Raw genomic sequence first — 21,681 nt, forward strand, 5'->3', positions numbered from 1 at the left:
CCTGAGTTCAACGATCGCCCTTTTGCAGGAAGACCATCATGTCCAGGCCGCGCATTCTCGTCATCAATCCGAACTCCAACCAAGCGGTCACGCAAGGGCTGGAGGAAGCCTTGAAGCCGCTCGGCTTCGACGGCGGCCCAGAGGTCGTCTGCCAGTCGCTGGCCGAGGGTCCCTTCGGCATCGAAAGCCAGGCCGACGTCGACAGCGTCGCCATGCCGCTGCGAAAGCTGGTCGAGGGCGACAACAGTTTTGCGGCGTTCGTGATCGCCTGCTACAGCGATCCCGGGCTCCAGGTCTGCCGCGAAGGCACCAACCGTCCGGTGTTCGGCATCGCCGAGTGCGGCGTGCTGACCGCGCTGGCCCGCGCCGAGACGTTCGGCGTGGTTGCGATCGCGCAGCGCTCGATCCCGCGCCACATGCGCTACCTCAGGCAGATGGGACTGACCGATCGGCTCGCCGGCGAGCGCCCGCTCAACATGAGCGTCGCTGAAACCGCGTCCGGTGAAGGCACGCTGGCGAAGATGATCGAGGTTGGCCGGGCGCTGCGCGACGAGGACGGCGCCCGCGCCATCGTGATGGGCTGCGCCGGCATGGCGCGCCACCGCCGCCCGCTCGAAGACGCGCTTGGTATCCCCGTGATCGACCCGACACAGGCGGCCGTCACCATGGCGCTGGGTACGGTGCAATTCTCGGCTCATTAAGCGTCTTTCAGTTCTTTGGCATCCTGACGCGCGAGCCATTGCGCATGGCTCTCGCGAACAAGCGCGAACGTATCCCGCTGCGTCGTGTAGAGATTGCCAAACATGCGGCCGATCGGCCGGTAGGCGTCGAGATCGACATACATGTTGGCCTCGTCCACGAGGCCCACGCGGGCGTGAACCCTGAGCACCTCGCCGACCAGCAGCTCGCGATCGGGCGAAAAGTGCAGCACGACGTGACGACGGCATTCCAGCGCGAACGGCGCCGCAGCGAGGCGCGGCACCTTCACGTCGACGGAGGGTAGCGTCGCAAGGCCGGTAGCGGCAACCTCGCTGTCGCCGGAAGGAAAATCGACCGCGCAGTCGTTCATCGCAACCGACAGCGCCTCGTCCACCATGTGCACGACGAACTCGCCCTCGCGGTGGATGTTGCGGGTCGTGTCCTTTGGCGAGTGATCCGGCTTGTGCTGGAGCCCGAGCACGATCAGTGCCGGGCTCTCGGAGAACACGTTGAAGAAGCTGAACGGTGCGGCATTGACCGCGCCGTTCTCGTCCAGCGTCGTCACCAGTGCGATCGGCCGCGGCACCACCACGCCGCAGAGCAGCTTGTAGCGATCACGGGGATCGAGTTCGCGCAGCGAGATGCCGTTGTCACCCATGGGCATCACTTCTGCGGCGGCGGCACCGCGCCGGTCTGACTGGTGATCAGGCCGTAATGCTCGATGCGGCGATGCGCTGCAAAGTTGAAGATCGTGGTCTTGCCAAAGGTGGTGGCGTCGAGGTCGCAGGCGTGGACCAGAAGCTCGTCGTCTTCCGTCTTGGCCTCGGCGACGATCTCGCCATTGGGATCGACGATCAGGCTGCCGCCGAACAGCGGATGGCCGTCCTCGGTACCGGCCTTGGCGACCGCGACCACCCAGGTCGCGTTCTGATAGGCGCCGGCCTGCACCGAGAGCCGATTGTGGAACAGGCGCTTCTCGACGCCCTCTTCGCTTTTCTCCGCATTCACGGACGGCGTGTTGTAGCCGATCAGCACCATCTCGACGCCCTGAAGTCCCATGACGCGATAGGTCTCGGGCCAGCGGCGATCGTTGCAGATCGCCATGCCGATGATGCCGCCAAGCTCGCGCCAGACCTTGAAGCCGAGATCGCCCGGTTCGAAATAGCGCTTCTCCAGATGCTGGTGCGAGCGCTTGGTGTCGTACTCGACATGACCGGGCAGATGGACCTTGCGGTATTTGCCGACGATCTTCCCGGACTTGTCGGTGAGGATGGCCGTGTTGAAGTGATGGCCGTCGGGCGTCAGCTCGGCATAGCCGAAATTCATCGCGATTCTGTGCTGCGCCGCGCGCTCGAACAGCGGCTTCGTGGCCGGGCCAGGCATCTCGCGCTCGAACCAATGATCGAACTCGGCGCGGTCCTCCACATACCACCGCGGGAAGAACGTCGTCAGCGCCAACTCCGGATAGACGATCAGGTCGGCGCCCTTCGCCTTGGCCTCGTCCATCAGCGCGATCATGCGCTTGACCACGGCCTCGCGGCTGTCGGCTTTCTGGATCGGACCCATCTGGGCGGCGGCGACGTTGACGATACGCATCAGAAAATTCCTGATTGATGGACGAGGCTGGGGATCGCAGCTTCAAGGGGGCGGCGCGCGCAGCATAACGCGGTCTTGCGCCAACTTTCCAGACAAGCAGTTTTCATGCCGTCCGCCCCCATTCGGCATCCTGCAAAAGCCGCCAGTTGATCTTGTTGCTCGCGGTGCGCGGCAAGGCATCGACGAAGACCACCGCGCGCGGCGCCTTGTAGCTCGCCATCGCGCCGCGCGCCCAGCCGACGATGTCGTCCACTGAGGTCGTCGCGCGCGCGGCGTCGTCGAGCACCACCAGTGCCTTGACGGTTTCGCCGCGGTAATCGTCCGGCGCCGAGATGATGCAGCACTCCCGGATGGCGCGATTGCCGTACATCGCCGCCTCGACCTCGGCCGGCCACACCTTGAAGCCACTGACATTGATCATCCGCTTCAGGCGGTCGACCGCGAAGAAATAACCGTCGGAATCGCGGTAGCCGAGATCTCCGGTGCGCAGGAACCGCTTTCCCGAGATCTCGATGAAGGACTCGGCGTCGGCCTGCGGCCTGTTCCAGTAACCCTGCAGCACCTGCGGCCCATGCACGACGATCTCGCCGGTGACGTTGTCGTCGAGCTCGATGAGCGTCTCGGGATCGACGACCCGCGCGTCGGTCCCATGCACGGCGATGCCGAGGCACTGCCGCTTCGGCGCCGCCATCGGGTTGATGTGGGTCGGAGACATCGTCTCGGTCATGCCGTAGCCCTCGACGAAATCGAGGCCGAAGCGGCTCTTCAAGCGCTCGGCGACCGCGGTCGGCATCGCCGCGCCGCCGCCGGTCAGCACCTTGAGCTTCTCGAAGCAGCGGTCGCGGAATTTTGCGCTGGCCAGCACGTCGACGATCATGGTCGGCGCCGCGTTCCAGAACGTGACGCCATAGATCTCGAACAGGTCCGGCAACAGATCCTTGTCCCAGCGCGCCATCAAGAGCAGCGTCGCGCCGGCCACCATCGCGGCGTTCATCGATCCCTGCATGCCAGCGACGTGGAACAGCGGCATGAAGCCAGTCATCACGTCGTCCGCACCCATGCCATACCAGCGCGCCTGCAAGACGGCGGTGAAGAGCGCGCTGCGATGGGTGTGCATGCACGCCTTGGGCTTGCCTGTCGTGCCCGACGTGTAAGGCAGGATCATGAGATCGTCCGGCCCGGCCTCCATCGCGCCCGGCTGCAAACCCTGCACGATCGCGGAGGACCAAGCGTGCCAGCCCGGCGACGACGGCAGCTCCACCGGCGCCTCGGTGACACAGGACGGTAGCGTATAGGGCGTGGCGGCCGGCACCTCGTCCCGATATTGCGCGACGATCGCATGCGTGACGGCCGCGCCCGAGAGCGGCGCAAAGACATCGATCAGCTCACTGCCGATGATCGCGACCTTCGCGCCGCTGTCTTCGGCGAGATACGCGATCTCGGCCGTCTTGTTCATGGGATTGACGGGCACGATCACGGCATCCGCCCGCATCACCGCATAATAGGCGATGACATATTGCGGCGAGTTCTGAAGCGCGATCATGACGCGATCGCCGCGCTTCACGCCGCACGCGCCTTGCAGAAATCCCGCGAGCGCATCCACGCGCGCACGCAGCTCGGCATAGCCCAGGCTCGCGCCGTAAAACACCGTCGCAGGATGCGCGGGCCGCGCCTCTGCCGTCCGCACCAGCGCGTCATACAGCGTCCCCTCCGGCATCGCGAGATACCAGGGCTCGTCCACCGGCCAGGCCGGCGATCGATGCGGCGCTGTGGGATCTGCGCTCACGCGTGCTCCTCGTCCGCGATATCGAGGCCGTGATCGAGCGCATCGAGCAACAGCATGGCTTCGCGCTCGGAGATCACCAGCGGCGGCGCCAGGAACAACGAGGTCTGCTCGCCGCTGGTTCCGATCACGGCGCCAGCCTCCAGCGCGCGCTCCGCGACACGTGAGGCGATCGGCACCTCGGTGGTGTCGGCATGCCAGGTGCGCCAGTCCGGCCCGTGCAGCTCCACCGTCCAGTGCAACCCCTGTCCGGCGACGCGCTGCACGCTTGGATGCTTTTGCGCGATCTCGAGCAGGCGGCGGATGAACAGCTTCTCGAGCTTTTGCACGTGCTCCAGAATCTGTTCGTCGCTGACGACCTTCAGATACGCGCTGACGGCGGCCATGCTGATGGGATGGCCGCGCAGCGTGCCATAGTTCTGCCAGCTCGAGCCCTTGAGCCGCTCGACGATGTCCTTCGACACCACCACCGCCGCGACCGCAGCAGCGCCGCCGCCGAGCGACTTTCCGAGCGTCACGATGTCGGGGCGGCTTTGCGCACCCTGGAATGCGAACCAGCGCCCCGCGCGGCCCGCGCCGGTCACGACCTCGTCGGCGATCCAGTACGAGCCGGCCTGCCGCGCGCGTTTCGCGACTTCGTCTTGATAGGTGCCGTCGTAATAGATGCCACCTTGCGTGTAATCGATGATCGTCGCCGCGGTGTCCGAAAGCAGACGCGTGGCATCGGCCAGATATTCGCTGGGCGGGGTGTTGTTGACCGGAGCCCCATAGATCGCGCCATCGGGCGCCGGCAGGATCCGCACCGGAGCCATCGCCGCCGGCAGTTTTGAGCCGCCGGAATGCACCGCGAGGCCACCATGCCATTGCGGCTGCACGGTCATGCTGCGCGACAGGCCGGTGATGCCGTGATAGGCGCGCTCGCGGGTCGCCAGGGCTGAGCGCTGCGTCAGCGCCTGGCATAGCGACAGCGCCATGTCGTTAGCCTCGCTGCCGCTGATGCAGAAGCGCACCGCGCCGACCCAATCCTCCTCGCCCTTGAACGCGGTTGCCATCAGATCGTCGGCAGCCTGCTCGCGGCCGACCCAGGTCCAGCCCTCGTTGACGACGGGCGTATCGGCCGCGCGGCGGATCGCCTCGACCATCGCGGGATGGCGATGGCCGAGGCCGCCGCCGGTGTTGCTGCCGTCGATCAGCTTGCGGCCGTCGGACAGATGAAAATAGGCGCCCTCGCCGCCGACCACCGCCATCGGCGCGGCCTCGCCCGCATTCAAACCCGTTCGCAATAATCTGCTCATCGCAGGTCCCTCACTTCGCGGCCGCGGCGCCGTAGCCGCCGCCGCCGCACATCTCGATCGTGACGAGATCGTCCTGCTGCAACACCAGATTCGATTTGCCGTCGATCGCGACGTTTTCGCCGCGCCGGATCAGCGAGATGCGGCAGGCCTGCCCGGATTCGCCGCCCTGCATGCCCCAGGGCGCAATCACCATGCGCTCGATGCAGGTGGTCAGGTGCATCGAGGGCGCAAGGATGCGGTAGGAGCGGACCGAGCCGTCGCCGCCGCGATGCGCGCCTGCACCGCCGGACTGCCGGCGGATGGCCTGCTGCTCCAGGCGGATCGCGTAATTCGCCTCGATCACCTCGACCGGCGTATTCGACGTGTTGGACAGATGCACGCGCGTTGCGGAGGTGCCCGCGCGGTCGTGCCGCGCGCCCTCGCCGCCGCCATGAACTTCGTAGAGCATCTTCCACGAGCCGTTCGGCCGCGGCTCGGCGAAGAACAGCACGCCCGCTGTGGTGGCACCGCCGGCCGACAGGCGTTCAGGAATGGTGTCCTGCATCGCGCGAAAGATCGCATCGACGATGCGCATCGAGGTCTCATGATTGCCGGCGGCAACGGACGCCATCCAGCCCGGCTCCAGGATCGAGCCCGGGCGGGTGATGATGGTCAGCGGCCGCAGCGCGCCGGCGTTCTGGTGCATGTCGCGCCCGCTCATGATGCGCGCGGCATAGGCGACGGCCGAGCGCGCCATGAACGGCGTGGTGTTGCAGAAGTTGGAGACGCGGTCGCAGCTCCCGGAGAGGTCGAAGGTCGCCTCGTCGCCGCGAATGGTGATCTTGACGTGGATGCGCGCCGGCGCGTTGCCGGTGCTGCCGTCGTCGAGGAAGTCTTCGCCCTCGTAGACGCCATCCGGCAGCGCGCGCAGCGCCTCGCGCATCTCGATCTCGGAGAGATCGTGCAGACGCGACTGCGTCGCCATGAAAACCGCCTTGCCGTGCTCCCGGCAGAGCTCGACGATGCGCTTCTCGCCGGCTTTCGTCGCCGCGATCTGGGCGAGCAGATCACCCTCGCAGGATTCGGCATCGCGAACGTTGGCCTTGAGCAGTTGCACGATCGGCGTGTTGACGCCGGCTGCGGTCGCAATCAGCACCGGCGGAATTCGCATCGCCTCCTGGAAGGTGTCGACCGCCTTGGCAAAATAGCTGCCCGGCCAGGTGCCGCCGATGTCGGGCCAGTGGGCCAGGCTGATCGCGAAGGCCACGATCTCGCCCTCGACAAAGACGGGCCGCACCACCTTGACGTCGTTGAGATGATTGCCGCCGAGCGCACCAACATTGTAGATCACCACGTCGCCGTCGTTCAGATTTTCGCGCGGCATCACCTTAAGAAGCTCGGGAATGGTGTAGGCCATCGCGCCGAGATGGATCGGGATGTCGCGGCCCTGTCCGACCAGGCCGCCATGGCCGTCGGTGATCGCGGAGGAAAGATCGCCGGCCTCGCGCAGCAGCGGCGAGCGCGCCGAACGCGTCATGACGAGGCTCATTTCCTCGGCCGCGGCGGAGAGGCCGTGCCTGATGACTTCGACGACGAACGGATCGAGCTTCATGCCGCCCTCCGCGTCAGAAAGAGATTGCCCGCGGGATCAGGCTTTGCCTGCCAGCCCGGCGGCACCACCACGGTGGACCATGCGTCTTCGATGATCGCGGGACCGCTGATCATTTCCGTCAATGAGGCACGGTCGATGATCGCCGTCGCAGTCTCGTGCAGGCCGTCGAACGAGCAGATGCGTCGGCCTGACGACACCGCCCTCGCCACAGTCTCCGGCCGGCTCACGACGGTCGTGGACGGCCTCCGAGCCTGGACACGCACGGATTCGATGACGCAGGGCTCGCCGGTCGCGTAGCCAAACAGCTCGTGATGCCGCGCCAGAAAATCCTTCTTGAGCTTGGCCACGTCGAGCGGCAGCATGAACGGCACCGGAATGGCGTCGTTCTGCGCGGCGTAGCGCATCAAGGCGACGAGCTCTACCTGGATCTCCGCTTTCGCAACGCCATTGGCGATCAGCGGGGCCGAAGCATCTTCAATCAGCGTGCCGATCCGCTCCGACACGCGATCGAGATCGATGCCGTCGAGGGCCGCACGAAGCGTCTGCTGCTGCAGAAAGCTGAAATCGGCCGTGAGGCAACCGAGCGCCGAGAACGCGCTCGATGCGCTGGGCACCACGACCTCCGCAATGCCGTAGAGATCGGCAAGGCCCGCGGCATGCATCGGGCCGCCTCCGCCGAAGGCGAGCAGCGTACAGTCGCGGCCGTCGATGCCGCGCTCGACCGTGACGCGGCGGAGCGCGCGGGCCATGGTCGCGTTGGCGACCTTGATGATGCCGAGGGCGGTTTCGGTGAGGCTCAGTCCCAAGGCCTGCGCGATCGGCGCGATGACGCGTTTTGCCGACTCGATATCGATGCCGATCCGATCGCCAAGCTTGGTCTCTGGATTGAGATAGCCCAGCACAGCGTTGGCATCGGTGATGGTTGGCTCAAGGCCACCGCGGCCGTAGCAGGCCGGCCCGGGCTCGGAGCCAGCACTCTCCGGGCCGACCGTGAGGCCCCCGGGACCGTTGCGCACGATCGATCCGCCACCCGCCCCGATCGAATGCACAGCGAGCATCGGCTGGCGCAGCGGCTTGTCGCCGAGCATGCGGCCGTCGGCCATCTCGGCCTGACCGTCGACGATCAGGCACACATCGGTCGTGGTGCCGCCCATGTCGAAGGTCAGCATGCGCGAGGTGCCGAGCTGGCGCGCGATGCTGACCGAGGCCGAGACGCCGGCCGCCGGGCCCGACATCGCCATCACCAGTGGCCGCCGCTTCACCGCCGAGATCGGGATCATGGCGCCGGCGGAATGAAACACCTGCAGTCCCGGTCCGATCGGCAGCCGCTGCTCCAGCTCACTGAGATATTCAACCGCGATCGGCATTGCCGCCGCGTTGAACACGGTCGCCGAGGTCCGCTCATATTCGCGCGCTTCGGGATTGACCTCGTGCGACAGCGAGACATGGGCGACGACGTCCTTGAGCCGTTCGCCGAGCATCTTTTCGTGGACGGGATTGGCATAGGCGTGAAGCAGCGCCACGGCGACGCTCTGCACGCCGGTCTGTTTCAGCCACGCCACCAGACGCTCGATCTCGGCTTCCTCCAGCGCCTTCAGTACACGGCCCTCGTGGTCGAGGCGTTCGGCGAGTCCAAAGCACCGTTCGGGCGGCACCAAAGGCGGGGATTTCGGCGGAATGTCGAGACGGTAGAGATCGCGGCGGCGATAGCGCGCGATCTCCAGCACATCGGCAAAACCTTCGGTCGCGACCAGCGCCACCTTCGGCAGCCGGTTCTCGACGATCGCGTTGGTGACGCGCGTGGTGCCGTGGACGAAGCGCTTGACCTCGCTCTTGCGCAGGCCCACCGCCTCGATCGCCTCGAGCATCGCCTGCACGGGCGCCTGTGGGCGCGACGGCACCTTCGCGATCCGCGACTCGGCGGAGTCGCGGCGGATGGCGATGATGTCGGTGAAGGTGCCACCGATATCGGTGCCGACTTCCCAGTGATGTCCAGAGGAACTCATGTCCGTCAGCTACGCGTGACCGCCGACCCGGACGCCGGTCCTTCGTCCATCGCAACGTCGAATGCCAAACCGAGAGCGCTCATCATGCATCCCTTGTCATGCCACCGACCGTGAGCGTGCGACAGAGCGGCTGGCTCAGGATAGGGCCAGAATTGTCGCAAACCACTAGACCAGCACGCGACTGCCGCCGCGCGGCGCGCCACAGGCTGCCCGATTTGGTGCAGCACTGCCTTCGCAAAGTGCATGCTTCTCCACCTTGGACGCGTGCGGCGCACCACGGATTCTTCCGCATGAATCGTGGGACTCGCTGCACTGCAATTCGAGGAGCTCAAATCGCCTGTCTAATTTGCAGGCGGTCCGACGGCAGTGCGGCATGACCGCCTGCCTATGAGCTATGCATGCAAGTCGGCTCAGCCTCTCTTTATTGTACGAACAGTACGAGAGGATTTTGCCGGCTCCGATGCTGTATCGCCGCGACCGCTGCCGATGCGGCCTGCGATTCTCGCAAGCAGCGGCGCGGCATCCTCGGTGCGCAGCCGCCCATAGCCGAACACCAGGCCCTGCCGCGTCGGCGCCTCCAGAAAATTTTGCGACAGTGGCTGCAGGTGGATGCCGGCCTGCTTCAGAATTTCGGCGGCCTCGCGGTCGCTCATCCGCGCCTGCATCGCGTCGGTGAACAGCGCCACCAGATGCAGCCCGGTCACCGCGGAGGACACGGAGAGATCGTCAGGCATCAGCGCTGCGATCGCATCGATCAGCGCCTTGCGCCTGCTGGCATATATCCGCCGCATCCCGCGCAGATGCCGCAGCAAATGCCCTTCCCGCATGAACTCCGCCAAAGCGAGTTGCCCGATCCCCGACGTGTGCACATCGATCCGCGCGCGGCCTTTGGAAAAGCCCTCGATGAAACGCCGGTTGGCGACCATGTATCCGAGCCGCAAATTCGGCATCATGATCTTCGAGAAGGTGCCGAAATAGATCACCCGCCCCTCGCGATCGAGCGAGCGCAGCGATGCGATCATGCTGTCCTGGTGCCTGAACTCCGAATTGTAATCGTCCTCGATCACCCAGACTTCGTTCTTGTTGGCCCAGTCGAGCAGCTCGAGACGCCGCTCCAGGTGCATGCTGACGCCGAGCGGATATTGATGCGACGGCGTGACGACGACCAGCTTCGCACGCGGCGCGCGCCGGATACCTTCGGAGACGACGAGCCCTTTGTCGTCGACGGGAATCGGCACGAGCTTCGCGCCCGCGGCCGTGAGCGCCCAGCGCGCCTCGATGAAACCTGGCTCCTCGACCCAGACCTCGTCGCCGGGATCGAGGATCATCCGGCTGCAGAAATCCAGCGCGCCCGAGGTGCCGGATGTGACCACGACCTCCTCCGGCGAGCAGACCAGCCCGCGAACCGAGCCGAGGAAATTTGCGATCTCGCTGCGCAGGCGCGGATGGCCTTCCGAGGCGAGATCGAGGCACTCCTGCTCTCTTGGGTTCTGCCAGCTCTGGCGCAGCAGGCGCGACCATTCCTTGAACGGAAACGTCGAGATGTCGGGCGCGCCCGGTGCGAATACCGACGGCCAATTGGTCTCGTAATCGAGGCCAAGCAGCGACTGCCAGCGCTTCGACATGTGGGCAGGCGCGGCCGCAGGCGGTGCAGCCGAGGGCGGCTCCGCATGCGGCACGACGACGGAGGCGACCATGACGCTGCCGCGCGGCGTCGATTGCAGATAGCCCTCGGCGTAGAGCAGATCCCACGCGGTCAGCACCACCGTGCGCGAGCAGCCCAATTGCCGCGCGATCTCACGCGAGCCAAGGAATTGCGTACCGGCCGGAAAGAGCCCGCGCAGAATGCCGACCCGGATGTGCGCGGCGATCTGCAAATGCAGCGGCACGGCCGAAGTCCGGTCGATATGCATCCCCGCAAGGGAGACGCGCTGGTGCGGTTGACGGCTCTTGTCCATCATAGAGAGGCGGGTGCTGGAGCGGCGGCGATGGCCGCCGACCTCGCCTCAGGATGGGCCAATCGCGGATTCGGGTCCAGCCTCAGCTGGCTCGATAGCAGGCGCAAAGGCGAGCCCGCGCAGCACCTGCGCCAGCACTGACGCTCCGGCGGCAACATGAGCAGCTTCCGCCCATTCGTGCTCGACATGGCTCACGCCGTCGTGGCACGGGATGAAGATCATGGCGGCGGGGCAAACCTTGGCGAGATGACGGGCATCGTGTCCGGCCGCGGAGAGGATATCCATCGCGGAATGCCCCTGCTCTCGCGCGGCCTCCGCGATACTCGTCCGCAGGCGCGGATCGAAGGCGTTCGACGGCGCATCGACGAGTGGCGTCACCGTCACCGTGCAAGGCGAGGCGTTGTCATCGCAAAGAACTTTGATCCGCGCGCCGGCCGCATCGAGCACGGCATTGTCAGGATGGCGCAGGTCGATGCTGAAGCTGACGCGCGATGGCACCACCGACGGTGCGTTCGGCACCACCGTCACCCGGCCGATGGTGAACTTGATGTCGGCATCGATGGTGCCGATCTCGGCATGAAGCGCGCTCGCCACCTTGGCAAAGGCCGCGAGCGCATCCCGCCGCTCCGACTGCGCCAGCGTGCCGGCATGGCCCTCGCCGCCCTCGACGACGACCTGAAACGTCTTCTTGCCCTGAATACCGGTGACGACCCCGATGGTACGGCCCGCCGCCTCCAGCAGTGGCCCCTGCTCGATGTGCAGTTCGAGATAGGCTCCGACCGCAAAGCCGAGCGGTTTATGCGATACGTCCGGAAAAGCCTGGTGAAGGCGATCGAGCGCCTCGCCGACGGTGATACCGTCGGCATCGCGCGCGGCGCGGATCGCATCCAGGTCGCGCTCGCCCGTAAAAGCCTCCGAGCCCATCATGCCCGGCGCGAAGCGCGAGCCTTCTTCGTTCATCCAGGCGACGACGATGACGTCGCGCGCCGCCGTCTCGCCCTGCTCGGCGAGTGACACGACCGCTTCAAGCGCCGCCATCACGCCGGCGGCGCCGTCGAACTTGCCGCCGGTGGGCTGGCTGTCGATATGACTGCCGAGAAGAAGCGGCGGCGCTAATCGATCGCGGCCGGCCAGCGTCAGGAACAGATTTCCCGCCGGATCCGTCGACGGCGTCAAGCCTGCTTCGACCGCCCAGCCGATCACGCGGCTCCAGGCGGCGATCTCGCCATCGCTCAGTGCCTGACGGTTGACCCCGCCGGCCGGCGTCGCGCCGATCTCGGCGAGCGACATCAGGCGGGCCCAGAGCCGGTCGGCGTTGATCAGAGGCTGGCTCGTCATCGATTATGTCGTGCGCATGATCTGGCCCGGCAGCGCGCGGGGATCGCGCGGCAGCCAGCGTCCGGCCTCGACCTGCGCGATGAACTCGGCGAGCAGCGCGTTGAACGCCGCCGGCTCTTCCAGATTGAGCGTGTGGCCGGTCTTGGGAAAAACCGAGAGGCCGCAGGCCGGAATGGTCTTCTTCAGGAAGATGCCGGGCTGGAGGCAGTGATCGTCCTCGTCGCCGACGACGACCAGCGTCGGCACCATCATCTTTTTCAAACCGTCTTCGAGATCGTAGAAGGACGGTCGCCGCGCCTGGACGCCGCGCATGGTGTTAGCGGCGCCGCGATCGGAATGGGTGGCGAGGCGATCGGCGAATTCCTGCCAGCCGCGCGGATCCTTGTTCTGGAACTGCACCCTGCTCGCCCCGAGCGCGTAGATCTTCGCGAATTCCTTCGCCCCCTGCGTCTCGAAATTATCAGCGACTTCCAGCGAGACGCCGCGAAAATACTCCTCGAACTCCTTCTCGCAGCCATAACCGGCGCCGGCGACCGTCAGCGACAACGCGCGCTCCGGCGTGCGCAGGCCAAAATGCACCGTGCAGAAGCCGCCCATCGAGAGGCCGACGACGTGCGCCTTGTCGATTCCGAGCGCGTCGAGAACTGCGACGGCATCATCAGCGGCGATCGCCTGTGAATAGGCCTCCATGCTCTCAGGCACCTCCGACGGCGGATAGCCGCGCGCGGCGTAGCTGATGCAGCGGTGACGCCGGCTGAAATAGCGCAGCTGCGGCTCCCAGCTCTCGTGATTGCCGCCGAATTCGTGGATGAAGAGGATCGGCGTGCCCTCGCCGGCCTCCTCCACATGAAGCTTCACGCCGTCCTTGGCTGTGATCATCGTCATCGGCATCATCCCCTAGAATTGCGGCGGCAGATCGTTGAGCGTGCGCGCCTGCGCGACCATGTCCGGCAGCAGCGTGCAGAGCTTTTCGACCCAGGCCCGCGGCACCGAGGTGCTGATCTTCACAAAACGGTCGCCGAAGCGCTGGGTGTGATAGGTCCCCTGGCGGATCATGATGCCCTGGCGGCGATAGCATTCGACCAGCGCCTCGGGGCGGACGCCGGCCGCGATGGTCTCGAGCACCAGGAAGTTGCCGTGCGAGGGCATGATCGGCAGCGCGAGGCCTTCGATGCCGGCCGCCGCCTCCTGGATCATCGCCTTGTTGGCGCGGTCGGTGCTGCGCACCTTCTTCATCCATTCGGCCTTGACCGCCAATCCCGCCTGCGCCGCGCGCTGGGCGATGACGCTGGCGCCGAGCACGCTGGTTGAGGTCTGCGCCAGTTCCTCGAACAGATCGGGAGCCGCGACCAGCGCGCCGATGCGCAAGCCCGCGAGCCCGAGCCATTTCGAAAAGCTGGTCGAGACCACCGTGCCTTGCGGCGCCACATGAAGCGCCGGCGTGTGGCCATCGGCGAAATCGCGATAGGTGCAGTCATGCACCAGCAGCGCGCCGCAATTACGGGCGATCGCCGCGAAGCTCTCGATCTCCTCGCGCGTATAGCAGATGCCGAGAGGATTGTTCGGATCGACGAGATAGATGATCGCAGTGCGCTCATCGACATTCGCCCTCAAGGCCTCTGGCGTCAGGCGATAGTTGCAGGCGGGATTGTAGATCGGAATCTCGATCACCTCGGCGCCCTGCTGGCGCGCGAACAGGCACGGCCATTTCCAGGTCGGATCGGTCGTGACCAGCGTGGTACCGGGCTTGCAGCGCGCGCGGCAGATCATGGCGAGCGCGTTGACGCCGCCCTCGGTCACCAGCGCTTCCGCGCCTGGCACGCCGAGATCGGCGACGATCGCCGCGCGCAGCGCCTCGAAGCCCAGCGGCGGCGCATAGGCATTGAACTCGCCGGCCTCGATCGATCGAAGCATCGCCTCGCGCACGGCGGGGTGGCTCTCGATATGGTTGGTGTTCTGGCCGAGCCAGTAGAGCCCCGGCGTCGCCGAGAGTTCGTCGAAATAGCGGTTGCGGACTAGGGCCGCCGATTGCGCTCCGGACATCGGCGCCTCAGATCACCGAGCCGCGCGCGGCAATGCCGCCGTCGATCGTCACCACCGTGCCGGTGATGTAGCCGGACCGCGGTGAGGACAGGAAGGCGACGAGATCGGCGACCTCTTCCGACGTCGCCGGGCGCTTGCCCGGATATTTGTCGAACAGCTCCTCCCAGCGGCTTTCATCGCCGAGCATGTCGATCGCCTTGCGCTTCATGATCTTGAGCATGCGGTCGGTGGCGACCGGCCCCGGATTGACCGCGACGACGCGCACGCCGTGATCGAGGCTGCGGCCGCCGAGCGACTTGGTGAAGGACATCAGCGCCGCATTGCCGGTCGAGCCGGCGATGTAGCTCGCGTCCCAGTTCTCACCGGAATTGCCGATGATGTTGAGGATGACGCCGTCCTTGCCCTTCATGCGCGGATAATAGAGACGCGACAGCGTGATGTAGCCGAACACCTTGAGATCGAAGCCGCGCCGCCAGGCGGCGTCGTCGAGGATCTCCAGCGAGCCCGCCGGGATATCGCCGGCATTGTTGATGAGGATGTCGATATCGCCGACCTCGGCCGCGAGCTTCTCCATCGCAGCCGTGCTCGACAGGTCGAGCGCATGGATGGTGATCTTCACGCCATGGCGGGCTTCGAGCGCCTTCTTGGCTTCGAGCATCGCCTCGCCATTGCGGGCGGCAAGGTGCAAATGGCAGCCCTCCGCGGCGAACAGCTCGGCCACCGCCAGTCCAATTCCTTTCGACGCGCCGGTGATCAGGGCGGTCTTGTTCGTCAGCTTCAGGTCCACGCGGGGTCTCCAGGATGCCAGCTAGATATACAAGGTCTAGCAATTTGCATACCAAGAGATCGCGGAGGTCATTCGAAGGCGGCGAGGAAGTCCAGCAAATTGTCGCCGAGCAGGTTGACGTGGTCGCGCATGGCGCTGTGCGCCCGCTCGGGATCGTGAGCCAGGATCGCCTGCATGATTGCCTCGTGCTCCCGGACCGTGTCCGCGATCCGGTTCGGCATCCGCGTCACCCGGCGGCGATAGGCCGCCACCTGATTGCGCAGCCTGCGAGTCTGGTCGGCGAGGAAAGTGTTGCGCGAGGCTTCATAGATCGCCTCGTGGAATTCCTGGTTGATGTCGTAGAAGACGTCGATCTCGCCGGTTTCGCCTGCAGCCACAAGCCGCTGGTGAATCTCGCCAATTTCGGAACCCCAGGCCGGGGACACGCGCCTTGCGGCAAGCCGCGCGCAGAGCCCTTCCAGCTCCGCCATGACCTGGAACATCTCGATCAGCGCCTGCGCCTTGATGCTGCGGACGGTAGCGCCCTGCCGGCCACGCAGCTCGACCAGGTTGTTGGCGGCCATCAGGCGGAAGGCCTCCCGCACCGGCGTGCGCGAGACGCCAAAACGCTGGGCGATCTCCTGCTCGTCGAGCCGGCTGCCAGGCTCCAGATGGCCGGCAGCGATCGCTCCTTCGAGCTTCTGGCGCAGGCTCTCGGCGAGCGTCATGCCGGGGCTCAGGTCGAGGGTCTCGTGCCCATTTTTGACGCGCTTGCCTCCCCCATGTGCACCAATATCCGCCATCATGTTTCTCCGATGCCAATATAAGTATACATACTGGCGCTCATATACCCGCGAAATGACCTATTCTCCGCTGGAGAGGCGCGTCTCTCCGGACTGTTCGCTGTCGATCTCGCAAGTCTTATGCCTGATTTGTCCGGGAATCGCACTGGCACACGAGTTGCTAAGAGATTTCGACGCGGCTCGCTTTCGTATGCGAATGGCCGCCGCCATTATACAAGGACATGCTGGTGCAGGCCGCCCGCCTCCCCGATCCCGGACCGACCATCGAAGCCCCACAGGCTCCGGCTAAGCCCGAGCCGCTGCTCGAGCTGCGTGCGATCAACAAGACTTTTGGCGCCGTTGCGGCACTGTCCGGACTTCAGGCGAGCGTCGCCCCCGGCGAGTTCGTCACCGTCGTCGGACCCAGCGGCTGCGGCAAGAGCACGCTCTTCAACATCGTCGCCGGCCTCGAAGAGCCCGACGCCGGCGGTATCCTGCGCTTCGAGGGCAACAGCTGCCATGCGAGCGACCTGCTCGGCCGCGTCTCCTTCATGCCGCAGCGCGATTTGCTGTTTCCCTGGCGCAACGTCGTCGACAACGCCATCCTCGCGCTCGAGGTCGAAGGCATGAACCGCGACGAGGCGCGCGCCAAGGCGCTGAAGATGCTGCCCGAGTTCGGGCTTGCCGGCTTCGAGAAGCAATATCCCAATCAATTGTCCGGCGGCATGCGCCAGCGCGTGGCCCTGATGCGCACCTTCCTGTTCGAGCGCGACCTGATGCTGCTCGACGAGCCGTTCGGCGCGCTCGACGCGCTGACGCGGGCGATGATGCAGCGCTGGCTGCTCGACGTCTGGCAGAAATACCGCCGCACCATTCTCTTCATCACCCACGACGTCGATGAAGCCATCTTCCTCGGCGACCGCGTGCTGGTGATGACAGCGCGTCCCGGCTCGGTGAAGCTGGAGCAGGTCGTCGACCTGCCGCGCCCACGCAAGCCCGAGATCGTCACCTCTCCCGAATTCGTGCGTCTCAAGCGCACGTTGCTCGATGCGATCGAGGAGGAAAGCATGAAGTCGTTCCAATCCGCCATCGCGCAGGAGACGTCGCAATGAGCGGAATCGATCCGGCCGAATGGGATGCCCGCGTCAAGCTCGCCGCCTGCTATCGCATGGTCGCCAGGCTTGGCATGGACGATTTGATCTACAATCACATCTCCCTGCGCGTGCCTGGCCATGACGATCAGTTCCTGATCAATCCCTATGGCCTGTTGTTCGACGAGATCACGGCCTCGAGCCTCGTCAAGATCGACACCAAGGGCAACAAGCTCGACGACACGCCACAGGCCGTGAACGTCGCCGCCTTCGTCATCCATGCCGCGATCCACACCTCGAACCATGACGCGGCCTGCGTGCTGCACACCCATTCCGACGCGAGCGTTGCGGTCTCAGGTCAGGAGAAGGGCCTGTTGCCGCTCAGCCAGTTCGCGATGCGCTTCTACGAGCGCCAGGCCTTTCACGACTACGAAGGCGTCGCCATCGACCTCGACGAGCAGGCGCGCCTGGTGCGCGATCTCGGCCCGCACAAGGTGATGCTGATGCGCAACCACGGCATTCTCACCACCGGCCGCACGCCGGGCGAGGCTTTCATGCTGCTCTATTATTTCGAGCGCGCCGCGCGGATCCAGCTGCAGATGCAGGCGGCGGCGGCGTCCGGCGCAAAACTGGTGATGCCGCCGCGCGAGGTCTGCGAGAAAGCGGCCCGCCAGTTCTGGGACTTGCAGGGCGACATCCTCGTGCCCGGCGAACGCGAATGGCCGGCGCTGATGCGCCAGCTCGACCGTACCGATCCATCCTATCGCAATTGATTTTCACCGCCTGGAGTATGACCATGTTGAGCCGTCGCCACGCTGTCTCCCTCCTCTCCGCCATCGCCTTGGCGACAGGCTCGCTGGTCACGGCCGCGCCAGCCGCCGAGTTGCAGAAGGCGAGCCTGCGCCTGAAATGGCTGCCGCAGGCCCAGTTCGCCGGCTTCTACGTCGCTGCCGCCAAGGGCTACTACAAGGCCGAGGGCATCGACCTCACCATCAATCCGGGCGGGCCCAATCTGCTGACCGAGAACCTGGTCGCAACCGGCGCGGACACGTTCGGCCTTTCGGGCGGCACCGACAGCGTGTTCGCGGCGCGCGACAAGGGCCTGCCGATCGTCTGCATCGGCGTCTCGCACCAGATCACGCCCTTCATCTTCGTTACCCGCAAAGACGGTCCGGTGAAGACGATCCGGGATTTCAAGGGCAAGACCGTCACCACCTGGTTCACCGGCGCCAATCATGTGCTGAACGGCATGCTGGCCAAGGAAGGCATCAAGCCGGACGAAGTGAAGATTCAGCCGCAGCAGGTCTCGGTGACGCCGTTCGTCGATGGCAGCGTCGATGTCATTACGGCGACTTATTACAACGAGTTCTATACCATCCAGTCGCGCATGCCGAAGGATAACCTGAAGACCTTCGTCGCCGAGGATTACGGCATCACCTTCCCGCGCGACACGCTGATCGTGGGCGAAGCGACCGCCAAGGAGAAGCCGGAGCTCGTCAAGGCCTTCCTGCGCGCCTCGCTCAAGGGCTGGAAGGACGCGTTCTCCGATCCCAAGGGCGCCGTCGATACCGTGATGGCGACAGCCCCGACACTCGATCGCGCGCAGCAGGAGTTCATGCTGACCGAGGTGAAGCGCTTGATGACGGCGGGCGCGGCGGCGAAGAACGGCCTGTTCTGGATCGATCCCGACGCGGTGAAGACCGCCCACGACTTCTTCCTGAAGTACGGCGTCATCTCCAAGCCGGTCGATCTCGCAGCGGCCTATGATGCCAGCTTCATCCAGAGCATCCCGGCGGCGGACCGGCTGCCGTGAGCAGCCCTGCCGCGACATCGATGGGTAGCGGCCGCGCCAGCGCGCAGTCGGTCTCGATGCCGGATTCGCTGCGCAAGCTGATCCGGCTGCTGCTCGGCCTCGCCATTGCCGCGGTGATCTGGGAAGGCGCCGTGCTTCTGTTCGGCATCCGGCCCTATTACCTGCCGCGCCTCAGCACGATCCTGATGACGATGGCGGCGACGCCTCGCGCCTTTGTCGACGGCTTCCTGCGCACCCTGGCCGAAACGCTGATCGGCTTTGCCTCCGGCGGCGCGTTCGGCGTGCTCACGGGCGTCGTGTTCTTTCGCGTCCGTGCGCTGCGCGAGATGATCTTTCCGATCTTCGTGGTGTCGCAGACCATTCCGGTGATCGCCTTCGGCGCGCTGGTGGTGCTGTGGTTCGGCAATACGCTGCTCGCCAAGGCGATCATTGCGTTCTACCTCACGTTCTTTCCGGTGACGGTGAACACGCTGCTGGGCCTCGAGACCGTCGACCCCAAGCAGGTCGATTTGATGCGCAGCTTCGGCGCCTCCAACCGCCAGCTCCTGCTGCGCCTGCAACTGCCGACCGCGCTGCCGCAGATCTTCGTGGCGCTGCGACTCGCGGCCTCGTTGAGTCTCGTCGGCGCCATCGTCGGCGAATGGTTCGGCGACACCACCGGGCTCGGCGTGCTGCTGCTCCAGGCCATGTTCACCGAGAATGTCGTCGCGATCTGGGGCGCCCTGCTCGCCGCCGCCCTGCTCGGCACCGGCTTTTACGCGGTGGTCGCAGCGGTCGAGCGACGGCTCGTGTTCTGGAGCGCCGAGCAATGAGCCGCGCACTCGCCTCCCCCTCGCTCGCCGTCCAGCGCGGCATTTTGGGCGCTGTTTTCCTGATCGCGTGCTGGGAAGGGACCGCGCGCGGATTTCATCTGCCGGCCTACGTGCTTCCCGCCGTCAGCGACATCATCGTGGGCCTCTGGTCGAAACGTGCCATCCTCATCGACGCCGCCGGCTACACCCTCCTCGAAGCGCTCGCGGGCTACGGGCTCGGCTGCCTGATCGGCATCGGCCTTGCCGTCGCCATCGCCCTGGCGCCGGCACTTCGCTCGGCGATCCTGCCGCTCGCGACCGCGATCAATTCGGTGCCCGTGGTCGGCTATTCGCCGCTGATCCTGCTGTGGTTCGGCATCGGCGTCAGCTCGAAGATCGTGATGGTCGCGATGGCCGTGAGTTTCACTGTCCTACTGTCGATGCTGGCCGGGCTCGACCGAGTCGATCGCCGCGCCGTCGACCTCATGAAAAGCTTCGGCGCCAGCCGCTTTGGCGTACTCTGGCGCCTGCGGCTGCCGACTGCATTGCCGCTGCTGCTCGCCGGCATGCGCGTCTCCACGGTGCGCAGCGTCATCGTGGCGATCGTCACCGAGATGCTGGGTGCCCACGGCGGGCTCGGCTGGGTGATCTACCAGGCCGTGCTCCAGATCGACTTCGTCCAGGTCTGGTCGGCGATCTTCGTCGCCTCCGCCGCCAGCCTCGCCTTCTTCGGCCTGATCGGCTTCCTCGAACGCAAGATCCTGTTCTGGACGTGACGCCAGGAAAAGCACCCATGAAACGACAGATGCATCTCGGCCTGTTCATCCTGGGCACCGGCAGCCACGTCGCCGGCTGGCGCTATCCCGGCGCGGTCGACAGTTTTCAGGACTTTGCCGCGATCCGGGAGATCGGCCGCACCGCCGAGCGCGGCAAGTTCGACCTGATCTTCATGGGCGACAATCTCTATGCCGATGCCGCCGCCCATCCTTCGTACACGCTGCGGCTGGAGCCGCTGACCATGCTGGCGGCGCTCGCGACGTCGACCAGCCATATCGGCCTTGGCGCGACCGTCTCCACCACTTACAGCGATCCGTTCTCGGTCGCGCGCGTGTTCGCTTCGCTCGATCACATCTCCGGGGGGCGCGCCGCGTGGAATGCGGTGACGACGGCCAATCCGGCAACCGCGGCGAATTTCGGCACCACCCATCCCGACCACGCCCGCCGCTACGAGATGGCCGGCGAATTCCTCGACGTTGTCAAGGGCCTGTGGGACGGCTGGGCGGATGACGCCATCGTCGCCGATCGCGCCAGCGGCCTCTACATCGATCCGGCAAAGCTCCGCCCGATCGACCATGACGGCGCGTTCTTCAAAGTGAAGGGACCGCTCAACATCGGCCGCAGCCCGCAAGGCCGCCCGGTCGTGCTGCAAGCCGGCGGCTCGGAGGCCGGGCAGGCCCTCGCCGCGCGCACGGCCGATATCGTGTTCTCGGTCGTGCAGGACATCGACGAAGCCAAGGCCGGCTACGCATCGTTGAAGACGCGGCTGCCGTCGTACGGACGCAAGGCCGAGGACGTCACCGTGCTGCCGGGCGTGATGCCGGTCGTCGGGCGCACCGACAAGGAGGCGTTCGAGAAGCTCAACACGCTCCAGAGCTTCGTCAGCGGCAGCAACGCGCTCGCGATCCTGTCCGACCGCTTCGGGCGGGACATGTCGGCCTACGATCTCGACGGTCCCATCCCGGATATCGCGCCGTCCGACAGCTATCACAGCTTCGCCAGCGTGATGCTCGCCAAGGGCCGCCGCGAGAACATGACGCTGCGCGATCTCTACAATCTCACCGCCGCCGCTCGCGGCCATTGGGTGCTGTGCGGCTCGGCCGAACGCATCGCCGACACGCTCCAGCTCTGGTTCGAGGAACACGCCGCCGACGGTTTCAACGTCATGCCACCTTATTTCCACGAAGGGTTCGAGGATTTCGTCGAGCTCGTCGTGCCGATCCTGCAGGAGCGCGGTCTGTTCCGTAGGGATTACGAGGGAACGACGTTGCGCGATCATCTCGGCCTCGCGCGTCCGGCCAATCCGTTCTTCGCGGCTAGAGCATAATGGAATTAGGTTCGATCGGTCGCTC

19 protein-coding genes are annotated in these 21,681 nt (G+C 65.7%); 7 read left to right on the forward strand and 12 right to left on the reverse strand.

Features of this window, described 5'->3' with window-relative positions:
* The first annotated feature begins 38 nt into the window (after positions 1-38).
* Positions 39-701, forward strand: a complete 663-nt coding sequence (locus HYH08_RS09595) for an aspartate/glutamate racemase family protein (protein WP_220009529.1) — start codon at positions 39-41, stop codon at positions 699-701.
* On the opposite strand, the gene HYH08_RS09600 is transcribed toward HYH08_RS09595, so the two are convergent.
* From HYH08_RS09600 to HYH08_RS09655, 12 genes are all read right to left on the reverse strand, one after another.
* On the reverse strand, positions 698-1,363 hold the full coding sequence (locus HYH08_RS09600; RefSeq protein ID WP_220009530.1) for a flavin reductase family protein: 666 nt from the start codon (positions 1,361-1,363) through the stop codon (positions 698-700). The genes HYH08_RS09595 and HYH08_RS09600 overlap by 4 nt on opposite strands.
* On the reverse strand, positions 1,363-2,295 hold the full coding sequence (locus HYH08_RS09605) for an N-carbamoyl-D-amino-acid hydrolase (RefSeq protein WP_220009531.1): 933 nt from the start codon (positions 2,293-2,295) through the stop codon (positions 1,363-1,365). The genes HYH08_RS09600 and HYH08_RS09605 overlap by 1 nt, the downstream gene beginning before the upstream one ends.
* A gap of 103 nt (positions 2,296-2,398) precedes the next feature.
* The gene (locus HYH08_RS09610; RefSeq protein WP_220009532.1) at positions 2,399-4,081 is read right to left on the reverse strand and encodes a long-chain-fatty-acid--CoA ligase; all 1,683 of its coding nucleotides are present in this window, start codon (positions 4,079-4,081) and stop codon (positions 2,399-2,401) included.
* A complete protein-coding gene (locus HYH08_RS09615; RefSeq protein WP_220009533.1) occupies positions 4,078-5,373 on the reverse strand; it encodes an aminotransferase class III-fold pyridoxal phosphate-dependent enzyme in 1,296 nt (431 codons plus the stop codon). The genes HYH08_RS09610 and HYH08_RS09615 overlap by 4 nt, the downstream gene beginning before the upstream one ends.
* 10 nt (positions 5,374-5,383) lie before the next feature.
* Positions 5,384-6,964 carry a hydantoinase B/oxoprolinase family protein gene (locus HYH08_RS09620; protein WP_220009534.1) on the reverse strand — a complete coding sequence of 527 codons (1,581 nt, stop codon included), beginning with the start codon at positions 6,962-6,964 and terminating at the stop codon, positions 5,384-5,386.
* Positions 6,961-8,970 carry a hydantoinase/oxoprolinase family protein gene (locus HYH08_RS09625; RefSeq protein ID WP_220009535.1) on the reverse strand — a complete coding sequence of 670 codons (2,010 nt, stop codon included), beginning with the start codon at positions 8,968-8,970 and terminating at the stop codon, positions 6,961-6,963. Before HYH08_RS09625 ends, HYH08_RS09620 begins: the two co-directional genes overlap by 4 nt.
* A 410-nt stretch (positions 8,971-9,380) precedes the next feature.
* Positions 9,381-10,859 (reverse strand): MocR-like pyridoxine biosynthesis transcription factor PdxR, encoded by a 1,479-nt coding sequence (gene pdxR / locus HYH08_RS09630; RefSeq protein ID WP_349631410.1) that lies wholly within the window; start codon positions 10,857-10,859, stop codon positions 9,381-9,383.
* A gap of 117 nt (positions 10,860-10,976) precedes the next feature.
* Entirely contained in the window at positions 10,977-12,266 is a 1,290-nt protein-coding gene (locus HYH08_RS09635; protein WP_220009536.1) for a Zn-dependent hydrolase, read from the reverse strand.
* Positions 12,267-12,269: 3 nt separating this feature from the next.
* Positions 12,270-13,151 carry an alpha/beta fold hydrolase gene (locus HYH08_RS09640; protein WP_220009537.1) on the reverse strand — a complete coding sequence of 294 codons (882 nt, stop codon included), beginning with the start codon at positions 13,149-13,151 and terminating at the stop codon, positions 12,270-12,272.
* Between the two features lie 12 nt (positions 13,152-13,163).
* Positions 13,164-14,309 carry a pyridoxal phosphate-dependent aminotransferase gene (locus HYH08_RS09645; RefSeq protein WP_220009538.1) on the reverse strand — a complete coding sequence of 382 codons (1,146 nt, stop codon included), beginning with the start codon at positions 14,307-14,309 and terminating at the stop codon, positions 13,164-13,166.
* Positions 14,310-14,316: 7 nt separating this feature from the next.
* On the reverse strand, positions 14,317-15,096 hold the full coding sequence (locus HYH08_RS09650) for an SDR family oxidoreductase (protein ID WP_220009539.1): 780 nt from the start codon (positions 15,094-15,096) through the stop codon (positions 14,317-14,319).
* 68 nt (positions 15,097-15,164) lie between these two features.
* Entirely contained in the window at positions 15,165-15,881 is a 717-nt protein-coding gene (locus HYH08_RS09655) for a GntR family transcriptional regulator (protein WP_220009540.1), read from the reverse strand.
* A 224-nt stretch (positions 15,882-16,105) separates the two neighbouring features.
* Between HYH08_RS09655 and HYH08_RS09660 the strand changes: the two genes are divergently transcribed.
* From HYH08_RS09660 to HYH08_RS09685, 6 genes are read left to right on the forward strand one after another with little or no spacing between them, the layout of a single operon-like run.
* Positions 16,106-16,969 (forward strand): ABC transporter ATP-binding protein, encoded by an 864-nt coding sequence (locus HYH08_RS09660; RefSeq protein WP_220009541.1) that lies wholly within the window; start codon positions 16,106-16,108, stop codon positions 16,967-16,969.
* The gene (locus HYH08_RS09665) at positions 16,966-17,721 is read left to right on the forward strand and encodes a class II aldolase/adducin family protein (RefSeq protein WP_220009542.1); all 756 of its coding nucleotides are present in this window, start codon (positions 16,966-16,968) and stop codon (positions 17,719-17,721) included. The genes HYH08_RS09660 and HYH08_RS09665 overlap by 4 nt, the downstream gene beginning before the upstream one ends.
* Positions 17,722-17,744: 23 nt before the next feature.
* Entirely contained in the window at positions 17,745-18,761 is a 1,017-nt protein-coding gene (locus HYH08_RS09670; protein ID WP_220009543.1) for an ABC transporter substrate-binding protein, read from the forward strand.
* Positions 18,758-19,573: an ABC transporter permease gene (locus HYH08_RS09675; RefSeq protein ID WP_220009544.1), complete on the forward strand. Its 816-nt coding sequence runs from the start codon at positions 18,758-18,760 to the stop codon at positions 19,571-19,573. The genes HYH08_RS09670 and HYH08_RS09675 overlap by 4 nt, the downstream gene beginning before the upstream one ends.
* Positions 19,570-20,328, forward strand: a complete 759-nt coding sequence (locus tag HYH08_RS09680) for an ABC transporter permease (protein ID WP_220009545.1) — start codon at positions 19,570-19,572, stop codon at positions 20,326-20,328. Before HYH08_RS09675 ends, HYH08_RS09680 begins: the two co-directional genes overlap by 4 nt.
* Positions 20,329-20,345: 17 nt before the next feature.
* Positions 20,346-21,656 carry an LLM class flavin-dependent oxidoreductase gene (locus HYH08_RS09685; RefSeq protein ID WP_220009546.1) on the forward strand — a complete coding sequence of 437 codons (1,311 nt, stop codon included), beginning with the start codon at positions 20,346-20,348 and terminating at the stop codon, positions 21,654-21,656.
* The last annotated feature ends 25 nt before the right edge of the window (positions 21,657-21,681 follow it).

This window comes from Bradyrhizobium sp. BR 10289 (assembly GCF_019455385.1).
In the GTDB taxonomy this organism is placed as follows: Bacteria; Pseudomonadota; Alphaproteobacteria; order Rhizobiales; family Xanthobacteraceae; genus Bradyrhizobium.

Bases quoted from the DNA above. Each gene is read 5' to 3' on its own strand.
- HYH08_RS09595 (WP_220009529.1), top strand. From the start codon at position 39: ATGTCCAGGCCGCGCATTCTCGTCATCAATCCGAACTCCAACCAAGCG.
- HYH08_RS09600 (WP_220009530.1), bottom strand. From the start codon at position 1,363: ATGCCCATGGGTGACAACGGCATCTCGCTGCGCGAACTCGATCCCCGT.
- HYH08_RS09605 (WP_220009531.1), bottom strand. From the start codon at position 2,295: ATGCGTATCGTCAACGTCGCCGCCGCCCAGATGGGTCCGATCCAGAAA.
- HYH08_RS09615 (WP_220009533.1), bottom strand. From the start codon at position 5,373: ATGAGCAGATTATTGCGAACGGGTTTGAATGCGGGCGAGGCCGCGCCG.
- HYH08_RS09620 (WP_220009534.1), bottom strand. From the start codon at position 6,964: ATGAAGCTCGATCCGTTCGTCGTCGAAGTCATCAGGCACGGCCTCTCC.
- HYH08_RS09625 (WP_220009535.1), bottom strand. From the start codon at position 8,970: ATGAGTTCCTCTGGACATCACTGGGAAGTCGGCACCGATATCGGTGGC.
- HYH08_RS09635 (WP_220009536.1), bottom strand. From the start codon at position 12,266: ATGACGAGCCAGCCTCTGATCAACGCCGACCGGCTCTGGGCCCGCCTG.
- HYH08_RS09640 (WP_220009537.1), bottom strand. From the start codon at position 13,151: ATGACGATGATCACAGCCAAGGACGGCGTGAAGCTTCATGTGGAGGAG.
- HYH08_RS09645 (WP_220009538.1), bottom strand. From the start codon at position 14,309: ATGTCCGGAGCGCAATCGGCGGCCCTAGTCCGCAACCGCTATTTCGAC.
- HYH08_RS09655 (WP_220009540.1), bottom strand. From the start codon at position 15,881: ATGATGGCGGATATTGGTGCACATGGGGGAGGCAAGCGCGTCAAAAAT.
- HYH08_RS09665 (WP_220009542.1), top strand. From the start codon at position 16,966: ATGAGCGGAATCGATCCGGCCGAATGGGATGCCCGCGTCAAGCTCGCC.
- HYH08_RS09670 (WP_220009543.1), top strand. From the start codon at position 17,745: ATGTTGAGCCGTCGCCACGCTGTCTCCCTCCTCTCCGCCATCGCCTTG.
- HYH08_RS09680 (WP_220009545.1), top strand. From the start codon at position 19,570: ATGAGCCGCGCACTCGCCTCCCCCTCGCTCGCCGTCCAGCGCGGCATT.
- HYH08_RS09685 (WP_220009546.1), top strand. From the start codon at position 20,346: ATGAAACGACAGATGCATCTCGGCCTGTTCATCCTGGGCACCGGCAGC.